13 protein-coding genes are annotated in these 10,724 nt (G+C 64.2%); 5 read left to right on the top strand and 8 right to left on the bottom strand.

Annotation, left to right across the window (positions count from 1 at the left end):
• Positions 1–684 (bottom strand): FAD-dependent oxidoreductase (locus EN742_RS11570; protein ID WP_128332828.1); only part of this gene is annotated, 684 nt, incomplete at its 3' end.
• Between the two features lie 247 nt (positions 685–931).
• On the opposite strand from EN742_RS11570, the gene EN742_RS11575 reads away from it, so the two are divergent.
• Complete coding sequence (locus tag EN742_RS11575; protein ID WP_126058743.1) at positions 932–1,402, top strand: Lrp/AsnC family transcriptional regulator; 471 nt, start codon at positions 932–934, stop codon at positions 1,400–1,402.
• Here EN742_RS11575 and EN742_RS11580 read toward each other — a convergent pair.
• The 5 genes from EN742_RS11580 to EN742_RS11600 form a co-directional block, all read right to left on the bottom strand.
• On the bottom strand, positions 1,374–2,048 hold the full coding sequence (locus EN742_RS11580; protein WP_126058742.1) for an HAD-IIIA family hydrolase: 675 nt from the start codon (positions 2,046–2,048) through the stop codon (positions 1,374–1,376). The genes EN742_RS11575 and EN742_RS11580 overlap by 29 nt on opposite strands.
• On the bottom strand, positions 2,041–2,613 hold the full coding sequence (locus EN742_RS11585; protein ID WP_126058741.1) for an SIS domain-containing protein: 573 nt from the start codon (positions 2,611–2,613) through the stop codon (positions 2,041–2,043). Before EN742_RS11585 ends, EN742_RS11580 begins: the two co-directional genes overlap by 8 nt.
• A gap of 7 nt (positions 2,614–2,620) precedes the next feature.
• Entirely contained in the window at positions 2,621–4,105 is a 1,485-nt protein-coding gene (gene rfaE1 / locus EN742_RS11590) for a D-glycero-beta-D-manno-heptose-7-phosphate kinase (protein WP_126058740.1), read from the bottom strand.
• A 151-nt stretch (positions 4,106–4,256) separates the two neighbouring features.
• Positions 4,257–4,892, bottom strand: a complete 636-nt coding sequence (locus EN742_RS11595) for a LysE family translocator (RefSeq protein WP_127400074.1) — start codon at positions 4,890–4,892, stop codon at positions 4,257–4,259.
• 26 nt (positions 4,893–4,918) lie between these two features.
• Positions 4,919–5,338, bottom strand: a complete 420-nt coding sequence (locus EN742_RS11600) for a hypothetical protein (RefSeq protein WP_126058738.1) — start codon at positions 5,336–5,338, stop codon at positions 4,919–4,921.
• A 101-nt stretch (positions 5,339–5,439) separates the two neighbouring features.
• Between EN742_RS11600 and rfaD the strand changes: the two genes are divergently transcribed.
• From rfaD to waaC, 3 genes are read left to right on the top strand one after another with little or no spacing between them, the layout of a single operon-like run.
• Positions 5,440–6,390: an ADP-glyceromanno-heptose 6-epimerase gene (gene rfaD / locus EN742_RS11605; RefSeq protein WP_128332829.1), complete on the top strand. Its 951-nt coding sequence runs from the start codon at positions 5,440–5,442 to the stop codon at positions 6,388–6,390.
• Complete coding sequence (gene waaF / locus EN742_RS11610) at positions 6,363–7,370, top strand: lipopolysaccharide heptosyltransferase II (protein WP_126058737.1); 1,008 nt, start codon at positions 6,363–6,365, stop codon at positions 7,368–7,370. The genes rfaD and waaF overlap by 28 nt, the downstream gene beginning before the upstream one ends.
• A complete protein-coding gene (waaC, locus tag EN742_RS11615; protein WP_126058736.1) occupies positions 7,367–8,338 on the top strand; it encodes a lipopolysaccharide heptosyltransferase I in 972 nt (323 codons plus the stop codon). Before waaF ends, waaC begins: the two co-directional genes overlap by 4 nt.
• A 138-nt stretch (positions 8,339–8,476) precedes the next feature.
• On the opposite strand, the gene greA is transcribed toward waaC, so the two are convergent.
• Positions 8,477–8,950, bottom strand: a complete 474-nt coding sequence (greA, locus tag EN742_RS11620) for a transcription elongation factor GreA (protein ID WP_126058735.1) — start codon at positions 8,948–8,950, stop codon at positions 8,477–8,479.
• Positions 8,951–9,233: 283 nt separating this feature from the next.
• Complete coding sequence (locus tag EN742_RS11625; RefSeq protein WP_126058734.1) at positions 9,234–9,767, bottom strand: tetratricopeptide repeat protein; 534 nt, start codon at positions 9,765–9,767, stop codon at positions 9,234–9,236.
• A gap of 201 nt (positions 9,768–9,968) precedes the next feature.
• On the opposite strand from EN742_RS11625, the gene EN742_RS11630 reads away from it, so the two are divergent.
• On the top strand, positions 9,969–10,394 hold the full coding sequence (locus tag EN742_RS11630; RefSeq protein ID WP_126058733.1) for a DUF3775 domain-containing protein: 426 nt from the start codon (positions 9,969–9,971) through the stop codon (positions 10,392–10,394).
• Positions 10,395–10,724 lie beyond the last annotated feature (330 nt).

Below are 10,724 nucleotides of genomic sequence, written 5' to 3' on the forward strand. Positions count from 1 at the left end.
ATTGCGCAGCGTCAGCCCTTCCACCGAAGGCGGCAGCGGCGCCTTGCCGGGCTGCCCGGTGATTTCGTCGACGACCGTGTCCCAGATGACGCGCACATTCTCCTTCTTGAACAGCCGCTCGCGCAGGATGCGCTCGGCGCGGAAGTCGCCGCGCCGGTGAATGACGGTGACGCTCTTGGCGAGGTTCGAGAGATAGAGCGCCTCCTCCACCGCCGAATTGCCGCCGCCGACCACCGCGACATCCTTGCCGCGATAGAAGAAGCCGTCGCAGGTTGCGCAGGCCGAGACGCCGAAGCCCATGAAGGTCTGCTCGGAGGGAATGCCCAGCCATTTCGCCTGCGCGCCGGTGGCGATGATCAGCGCGTCGGCGGTGTAGGTGGTGCCGGAATCGCCCTTGGCCCGGAACGGCCGCACGTTGAGGTCGACCTCGGTGATGATGTCGTTGACGATGTCGGTGCCGACATGCTCGGCCTGCTTCAGCATCTGCTCCATCAGCCATGGACCCTGGATAGGATCGGCAAAGCCCGGATAGTTTTCGACGTCGGTGGTGATCATCAACTGGCCGCCCTGCTGCAGGCCGGCGACCAGCATGGGTTTCAGCATGGCGCGGGCGGCATAGATCGCCGCCGTATAGCCGGCTGGGCCGGAGCCGATGATGAGGACTGGCGCGTGCTTGGTGGTCATGAAAGCTCTCTGCTGAGGGCAGCCAAGGATTTTGATTAAAGGAAATCCCGCCCGATTGTCGCGCGTAATGTAAGTGCTGCCCGCGGCGCCAGCAAGGCGGGTTGGGATTCGTCCCCGGAAAGCTGCGCCGGCATAGCCGGCAATATCTCTCACCCTCCGGTCAAAAATCGTCGGACGGAGGGATGGCATGCATCGGAAAGTCTAATTACAAAATCACGAAAGATTCTTGCGCGCACGAAAGCCGACCATGCCGCTCAAAGCTGATCTCGACGCCATCGACTGGAAGATCCTGCGCGAGCTGCAGGATGACGGGCGCATGACCAATGTCGAGTTGTCCAACCGCGTCGGCATTTCGGCGCCGCCTTGCCTGCGCCGCGTCCGGCGGCTGGAGGAGGCCGGCATCATCCGCGGCTACCGCGCCCTGCTCAACGCGCCGGCGCTCGGCATGGATGTCGTCGCCTTCTGCCTCATCGGCCTGCATCATCAGGCCGACGCCGAGCTGAAGACCTTCGCCGAGCGCACGCGCGGCTGGCCGATCGTGCGCGACGCCTGGATGGTATCCGGTGAATCCGACTTCCTGCTGCACTGCGTGGCGAGCGACCTCGGCACCTTCCAGACCTTCGTCATCGAGGAACTGGCCTCGGCGCCGAATGTCGATACCGTGCGCACCGCGCTCACCATCCGTCGCGTCAAGGATGAGGGCCTGGTGGCGTTCTAAACCGCGCCCACCCGGCAATTAGGTCGCACAATCTGCGATAATCATTGCCCGTCATTAGCTTGCGTATCGCAAAACTGCCGTCCGCGGCCTTTTTGTTGAACCTGCCGCCGACCAGCCAGCCTTCCGCCAGCCCGGCCCTTCGACCGGCTTCCATGTCGTCGGCCTTGTCGCCAACGATGATCGATCGACCAATGTCCACACCCAACAAATCACGAGCACGCAAAAGCATGCCGGGATTGGGCTTGCGCATCGGATGATCGCCCATCGCCAGCTCACCCGTGCCACTCGAATGGTACGCACAGGCGAACACCATATCGATCCGGCATTGCTCGACTTCGAGAAGTGCCAGCAGCTTGGCATTCACGGCGGCGAATTCAGCCCAGCCGAAATAACCGCGCGCAATACCTGATTGGTTCGAGATGATAATTGCGGGAAGACCGACAAGATTGGCCGTTCGGATAACCGGTAGCATTTCCGGCCGCAGCACGATATCAGCGGGATCGCTCGGATAGCCGGTGTCGACATTGATGGTACCGTCGCGGTCGAGAAAGATCGCTGGCAGGCCAGTCGCAAAGGTCCTGTCGCGAGTCCGCTCAACCCAAAGACCGGGCTCATCGAGCGGATACGGCGGCTTGCTATCAGCCATTGCTGAGACGCGCTTCGACCGCCTCGCACAGATAATGGTAGAGGCACAGATGCCCCTGCTGGATGATCGGCGTCGAGATCGACGGCACGTTGAGCAGGATGTCGGTCAGCGGCTTGAGCTTGCCGCCGGTGTCGCCGGTCAGGCTGATCACCGTCATGCTCATCATGCGAGCCTGTTCGGCGGCAGCCAGGATGCTCGGCGAATTGCCGCTGGTCGAGATGGCGAGCAGCACGGCGCCTTGCGAGCCATGGGCCTCGACCTGGCGCGAGAAAACCGTGTCGAAACCGTAGTCGTTACCCCAGGCGGTCAGCACCGCCGCATTGGCCGGCAGCGCGATGACATTGTAGGCCTTGCGCTCCTTGAGGAAGCGGCCGACCAGCTCGCCGGCGATATGGATGGCATCGCTAGCCGAGCCGCCATTGCCGCAGATCAGCAGCGCCTTGCCTTGCGACAGCGCGGTGACGACCGTGCTCACGGCGCGTTCCATCTCGGCGGTAAGGTCGCGTTCGACCGTCGCCGTAAGCGCGGCCGCCGAGCGAACCAGATAGTCGTTCAGTGCGGACATGAAACCCTCAATTGGTAGCGCGCATCCTGCCGATGGTGCCGGTCGTGCTCTTGCCGGCGACGAGGTCGACCAGCACCACGCGCCCGCCGGCCTTCTGCACCACGTCGGCGCCGACCACCTTGTCGATCGTATAGTCGGCGCCCTTGACCAGAATGTCGGGCAACAAGGCTTCGATCAGCGCCAGCGGCGTGTCTTCCTCGAAGACGACGACGGCGTCGACCGAGGCTAGGGCCGCCAGCACGCAGGCGCGGTCGTGCTGGTCGTTGACCGGACGTCCCGGGCCCTTCAGCCGGCGCACCGAAGCATCGCTGTTGAGGCCGAGCACCAGCCGGTCGCACTGGCTGCGCGCCGCGTGCAGCAGGCTGACATGGCCGGCATGCAGGATGTCGAAGCAGCCATTGGTGAAGCCGACTGTCAGCCCTTCCTCTTTCCACGCGGCCACCATCCTGGCTGCCGCGGCGGCGTCGAGGATGGCATCCTTGTGCGCGACCGGCCCATGCGAGCGGAACAGCGCCCCCGTCAGTTCCTCGACCGTCAGCCGCGCCGTGCCGCGCTTGCCCACCACGACGCCGCCGGCGGCATTGGCGATTGTAGCGGCCTGCACACGGTCGGCGCCCGCCGCGAGTGCGAGCGCGAAGGTGGCGATGACAGTATCGCCGGCGCCGGAGACGTCGAACACCTCCCGCGCCTGCGTGGCGATGTGGCGCGCATCGTCGGGCTCGACGACGCTCATGCCCTTTTCGCTGCGCGTCGCGACGACGAAGTCGAAGCCATGCGCCGAGATCAGTTCCCGCGTCGCCGCCACGATCTCGTCATCGGCAAACACCGCGCGCCCCACGGCCTCGCCGAGTTCCTTGCGGTTGGGCGTGACCGCCGTCGCGCCTGCATAGCGGGCATAGTCGCGGCCCTTGGGATCGACCAGCACCGGCTTTCCCGCCTCGCGGCAGATCGAGATCAGCTCGCCGGCGACGCCGTCGAGCAGCATGCCCTTGCCGTAATCGGACAGGATGACGATGTCGGCGCGCGCAAGGGCCGTGCGGAAATGCTCGACCAGCGTCGATCGCTCGGCGGCGTTGAGCGACTTCACCTCCTCCTCGTCGAAACGCAACACCTGCTGATTGAGCGCGCTGAAGCGGCTCTTCGACGAGGTCATGCGGTCGCGCTGCTGCGACAGGCCGAATGTCTCGGCGCCAAGCTCGCCAAGCATCCGCATCAGATCGTCGCCCGCCTTGTCGGCGCCGATCACCGAAACAGGAATTGCGGCGGCGCCCAGCGAGACGATGTTGGAGACGACGTTGCCGGCACCGCCCATCGCCAGCATCTCGCCACGTCCGTGCAGCACCGGAATGGGCGCCTCCGGCGAGATCCGCTCGATCACGCCGCTGACGAAACGGTCGAGGATGAAGTCGCCGACCACCAGCACGGTGACGCCGCCAAAGCGCGCGATGGCGCGGTGCAAAGGTTCCGGGGAAGGCAGATGATGATTGATCATGTCACTGGCAACGCGCGGAAAAAGCCGTTTCTGAGGATGGTTCGGGGTTCAAATGGCTGGACGGTCGTTCATGGCGAAGCCGATATACCGCAATTCGAGCCAGCGCAACGGCGGCCGGGGGACGGGTCGCCGCAGAACCCCGGCCGGCCGTTCAGCTCTTCTGCAGGGCGACATGGACGCCGAGACCAACCAGCACCGCGCCGCCCGCGCGCTGCATCAGCCGCTGCGCGCGGCTCGAACGCCGCAGCCCGGCGATCATCGCCCCGGCCAGGAAGACGCACGCTATGTCGGCGGAGGAGAACATCAGGTTGACGAGGGTGCCAAGGATGACGAACTGCAGCCAGACCGGAAATGCCGCCGAGGCATCGATGAATTGCGGCAGGAACGCCATGAAGAAGATCGCCGTCTTGGGATTGAGCACTTCGACGGTGATGCTCTCGAAAAAGGCGCGGCGGGCCGATTTCCGCTCGATGGCGGGCAGCGCCGAGTCGCCGCCTTGCGTCCTGGCGCGGAAAAGCGAGACGCCGAGCCAAATCAGATAGAGCGCGCCGATGAGCTTGACCGCCATGTAGAGCGGCGGAACGGCATGGAACAGCACCGAAAGACCCGCTGCCGCCGCAAGGACATGCACATAGCCGCCGAGATGGATGCCGAGCGCCGCCGTCAAACCTGACCAGCGCCCGCGCGCCATCGTCTGCGCCGCCGCGTAGAGCATGGCAGGACCGGGAATGTAGGCGAAGATCGCCGTGGTGGCGAAAAACGCGATGAGCAGTTCGCTCGACGGCATTGCCTTGCTCCTGTGAATGATGATGTTCAAACTTCTGAGAAACCGAACGCTGCCACCAGCCGCTCGAAAGTCGGGGTGTCCTGCTTTTCACCGAAAGGCCGGACAAGTTGCCAGATGTCTTCGCTATAGAGCAGCAGCATTTCCTCTGTAGCCGCGACGAGCTCTATGTCCGTCGGAGCTGCGTAAAACGAGATTCCTTGGATACCATCGAGAGAAAGGGGAGCGTAGTGGAGCCGAAATTCGCCACTGCTGATTTGGATGCCATTCGTCGATGTCCCTTCGTACGGCTCAACAATTCGGCAAATGCGTCCGATCGATGACCTGCGCACCTTTTCGATCGGTTTTCCACGATTCTCGTCCGGCAGGGACACCATCCGAACGTAGGAACCGACAAACACCGCCACGCCATGTCTATCGGTTGGCATAGCTGAAGGATCTCCTGCCATTCACCAGTCCTGCTGCGATTAGACCAACCGCTGCCGGCTTTATCGACAGCCCATACTGCCTCCCTTATAAGGACCGGAATCGGAAGCAACCAGAGGCCTTCATGATCATCGTCACGGGCGGCGCCGGTATGATCGGCTCCAACATCGTCGCCGCGCTCAACGCCGAGGGGCACAGCGACAACCTCGTCGTCGACGACCTCACCGACGGCCACAAGATCGCCAATCTCGCCGACCTCCAAATCGCCGACTATCTCGACAAGGACGATTTCCTCGCACGCCTGGAGAATGGCGGGCTCGGCCGCGTCGAGGCCGTCTTCCACCAGGGCGCCTGCTCGACCACCACCGAGTGGAACGGCAAGTACATGATGGACGTCAACTACGCCTATTCGAAGCGGCTGCTGCATGCCTGCCTGGCCTTGCGCGTGCCCTTCCTCTACGCCTCCTCGGCATCGGTCTATGGCGGCGGCAGCGAGTTCCGCGAGGAACAGCAGTTCGAGCGGCCGCTCAACGTCTATGCCTATTCCAAGAAACTGTTCGACGACTATGTCCGCCGCACCGTCTTCGACACCGATCATTCGCAGGTGGCCGGGCTTCGCTATTTCAACGTCTACGGACCGCGCGAGGCGCACAAGGGCGCCATGGCCTCGGTCGCCTTCCATCTGTTCAACCAGGTCGAGCGCGGCGAAAACCCGAAGCTGTTCGGCGCCTATGACGGGTTCGGACCCGGCGAGCAAAGCCGCGACTTCATTCATGTCGGCGACGTCGCCGACGTCAATCTCTGGCTGTGGAAGCGCGGCTCGAGCGGCATCTTCAACTGCGGCACCGGCCGCGCCCAGCCATTCCGCGCCGTCGCCGAGACCGTCATCGATACGCTCTGCAGGGGCAGGCTCGAATTCATCGACTTCCCCGACCACCTCAAGGGCAGCTACCAGAGTTTTACCCAAGCTGATATGTCCCGCTTGCGCGCGGCCGGTTACAATGGCCAATTCCGGACTGTCGAAACCGGTGTCAGAGACTATGTCGAATGGCTGAAAGCCCAGCGATCCTCGTGATCGGCCCACGTTGGGTGGGCGACATGGTCATGGCGCAGTGCCTGTTCTCGGCGCTGAAGGAGCAGTATCCGAACGCCGCGATCGACGTGCTGGCGCCGGCCTGGGCGGCACCGCTCGTCAAGCGCATGCCGGAGATACGCCAGCAGATCGATTTCCCGATGAAGCCCGGCGCGCTCGAATTCCGCATCCGCAGGCGGTTCGGCCGCCTGCTGCGCGGCCGTTACGACATGGCCTATATTCTGCCGGGAAGCTGGAAGTCGGCGCTGATCCCGTTCTTTGCCCGCATTCCGCGCCGCGTCGGCAACCTCAGGGAAATGCGCTACGGCCTGCTCACCGACATCGTGCCGCTGCCCGACGCGGTGAAGCGGCGCACGGCGCGCGCCTATTTCGGCCTTGCCCGCGGCGGCACCTTCCAGGCCCCGAAGCTCACCATCGATGCCGTCAGCCAGGCTGCCCTGCTCGACCGCTCGGGCCTAAGCGCGAAGAACTTTGTGGCGCTGATGCCCGGCGCCGAATTCGGCCCAGCGAAACGCTGGCCGAGCGAAAGCTACGCCGACCTGGCGCGCGCGATGATGGCAAGAGGCCTCAAGGTCGCGCTGCTCGGATCCAGGAACGACGCCGAGGTGACGGCCGAGATCGCCGCGCTCGCGCCAGGCGCCGTCGACCTAGCCGGCAAGACGCGGCTGGAGGACGCCATCGACCTCATCGCCGCGGCACGGCTGGCGGTGTCGAACGACAGCGGGCTGATGCATGTCGCCGCCGCCGTCCGCACGCCGATCGTCGCCGTCTACGGCTCGACCTCCCCTGAGAACACGCCGCCGCTCTCCGAGCACGCCGAGCTGGTGTGGCTCGGCCTGTCCTGCTCGCCCTGCCACCAGAAGACCTGTCCGCTCGGCCATCTCAACTGCCTGAAGACGCTCGACGTCGCGCGGGTCGCGGCGGCAGTGGACCGGCTGCTGGCAATGCCGGCCGCCGCATGAAGGTCCTGATCGTCAAGACATCCTCGATGGGTGATGTCATCCATACCTTCCCGGCTGTCGAGGATGCGCGCCGCCACCGCCCGGACGTCTCCTTCGACTGGTGCGTGGAGGAAGCCTTTGCCGGCATCGTCGCCCTGCACCCGGCGATCGGCATCATCCACACGGTGGCAATCCGGCGCTGGCGCAAGCGGCTTTTCAACAGCGACACTTGGCATGAGGCGGCAAAACTGCGCTGTGCCCTGCGCGCCGCGAGCTACGACCTCGTCATCGATGCGCAAGGGCTGCTGAAGTCCGCTGTGGTGGCGAAGCAGGCGGCAGCGCCGGTCGCCGGCTTCGACCGGGCAAGCGCGCGCGAACCGTCGGCGACGCTGTTCTACGACCACCGCTACGCAGTGCCGCGCGACCTGCACGCCATCGAGCGGACGCGGCGGCTGTTCGGTCTGGCGCTCGGCTACCAGCCGGATCTCTCCGGGCTCCAGTCCGGCATCGTGCCGCCGGCGGATGGTCTGGCCGGCACCAGCGGCAAGACCGCTTTCCTGCTGCACGGCACCAGCCGCGAGGACAAGAAATGGCCGGTCAAGGACTGGATCGAGATCGCCGGGTTATTGCTTGAGAAGGGAATGACGCCTGTCGTCACCTGGTCGAACGGGCCTGAAAAGGCCGTGGCCGAGGCGATCACCAAGGCAGTGCCGCAGGCGGCGCTGGTGCCCAAATCGCCGCTGGCGGTAATCGCCGCGGCCATCGGCCGTTCGGCGCTGGTCGTCGGCGCCGACACCGGCCTCACCCATCTCGCCAGCGCCTTCGGCCTGCCGACAGTCGCCGTCTTCCTGGCCACCGAACCCGGCCTCACCGGCCCGCGCGGGCCGTTTTCATCGACCTTGCTGGCGAAACCCGGAAACCCGATAAGTCCGGCCGAGGTGATCGGGGAAGCCGAGCGGTTGCTTAGGCTCAGATCAGAGGCGGTTTAGGGCTTTTCAGAATTCGCTCTGGTGAGTCGAATAGCGTGGTTTTCGAGAACCGGCGCGGAGCGTACTTAAAGTACGTGGGCACCGGAAGCACAGAAAACCGCGCTAGTCGGCCACCAGAGTGCAATTATCAAAAGCCCCTCAGATGAATTGCACCTGGACGATCTCATACCCCCGCGCGCCGCCGGGCGCGTTGACCTCGATGGCGTCGCCGACTTCCTTGCCGATGAGGGCGCGCGCGATCGGCGAGGAGATCGAGATGCGGCCTGACTTCACGTCCGCTTCCTGGTCGCCGACGATCTGGTAGGTCTTCTTCTCCTCGGTGTCCTCGTCGACCAGCACCACGGTGGCGCCGAACTTGACCTTGTCGCCGCTGAGCTTGGTGACGTCGATCACCTCGGCCCGCGCGATCAGGTCCTCGAGCTCGTTGACGCGGCCTTCATTGTGGCTCTGCGCCTCTTTGGCCGCGTGGTATTCGGCGTTTTCGGAAAGGTCGCCATGCGAACGCGCCTCGGAGATCGCCTCGATGATGCGCGGCCGCTCTTCCTGCTGGCGCCAGCGCAGTTCTTCCTTCAATGACGCGAACCCCTCGCCTGTCATCGGGACCTTGTTCATATGCCTGACCTTTCCTGCCGCCACCCCCGCTTTTCGGGGATGGCCCTTGTCGATGGGTACAAAAAGAAAACGGTCCGGCAGCCTTGGGCTAACGGAACCGTTTCACCGCAATTTGCCTGAATATAGCAATGTTTGCGCGTTTTTCACGCCAAAAAATCCGGTCTTGAAAAATCATCCGCTGCTTTCGCAAGGGCGATCGCCGCGAAAGCAATCATTTGCCGGCGCGGCAACAAAAGGCCGGCCGTGATCGCTCGCGGCCGGCCGGAAAGGTGTCGAGGTCGAATCAGCTTCTCAGGAAATGGTCGATCTGCTCGGCCAGCATGCCGTATTCGCGCGAGCCCTTGCCGGTGCGCTTCTCGATTTCGCTGAGCTGTTCGCGGGCGCCGGCAAGGTCGCCGATCTGGAGATGCGCTTCGCCGAGATATTCGCGTACCAGCGTATAGTCTGGATTGATGCGCAAGGCTTCCTCGTAATAACCGAGGCCGACGGTGATGCGGCCGGAATGGCGATGCGAATAGCCGAGATAGTTGAGGATGCGCGGATCCTGCTTGTTGGCCGCAAGGCTGAGCACGGCGATCGCCTCGTCATAGCGTCCGGCCATCGCCAGGTCGTGGCCCGCTTCGTAGATATTGTCGTCGTCCAGCATGCCGTACTTAGGCGTCACGCATTTCTGCTTCTTCTTGTCCCAGACCTCGCCCTTCTTGCACTTCGGAGTCTGGTCGCCGCCACCACCGCCTTCGCCGGCCGTGAAGGCAGGCGCTACAAAGAGCGGCAGAGCCGCGATGGCCATGACTTGAATCAGCAAACGTCTGCGCATGGAAGCCTCCTGGAGCGTGACAATGCGATACTAACGCCGACCGTCAGCGGTTTCATCCCGGAAAAACGAGGGGCGTTGAAAACCTGCGCCTCAGCCCCGACCTCCAGCATTTTGCCCGGAAACGACCGAACCCCACGTGACGCGCGCTACAAATCGGCTATCATCCTGGCAAACGGCCAACGGAGGATGCGGAGAAGGCCAGTGCAGCAGCGCCTCGAACGGGAATGGGAGCTTTCGATCGGTCCCGACACCGTGCGCCTGTTCATTCTCAAGGCGAAGGCGCTGAGCGCGGCCGTCAATGAGGATTATGCCGACGGCGCCGAGCACGAGATCGAGTTCGACGGCGACACGCATGACAGCCACCATCATGACGGTCTCGTCGAGGAAAGCTCGGAAAACCTCACCGAGGAAGAACTGCGCGAACTGATCGACGACCTCAATGTCGACGAGGCGGCCGAACTCATCGCGCTGGCCTGGGTCGGCCGCGGCGACTACGACGCCTCGGAGTGGGCGGACGCGCTGGCCGCCGCGCGCGAGCGCGCCAACAAGCGCACGGCCAAATACCTGCTCGGCATGCCGCTGCTCGCCGACTGGCTGGAGGAAGGGCTGGAAGCGATCGGCGCGTAACGCGTTGGTAACCGATTGTGATCGCGACGCCGCCCCTCCAGGGCAACTTTGCCGTGCCGGCGCCGTTTCCGGCCGATGGCAACGCTGAGCTTTTCCGGATTTTGCAGACTGACGCTGCCCTTGCTGGCGGCAACCTTGCTAGCGACGCCGGCCGACGCCAGGCATCGTCACAGGCAGCCGCTGACACCGCGTATGGAGCAGCCGTTGACGCAGCGGGCCGATCAGCCACTACGGCCGAGGGCCAAGCACCGCCAGAGATCGCGGGGCAAGCGGCATATCGCACCAAAGCAGACGCAATGGCAAAGGCAGGACCAGCCGACCTCGCCCGCC

The organism is Mesorhizobium sp. M4A.F.Ca.ET.020.02.1.1, assembly GCF_004022645.1.
Lineage (GTDB): Bacteria > Pseudomonadota > Alphaproteobacteria > Rhizobiales > Rhizobiaceae > Mesorhizobium.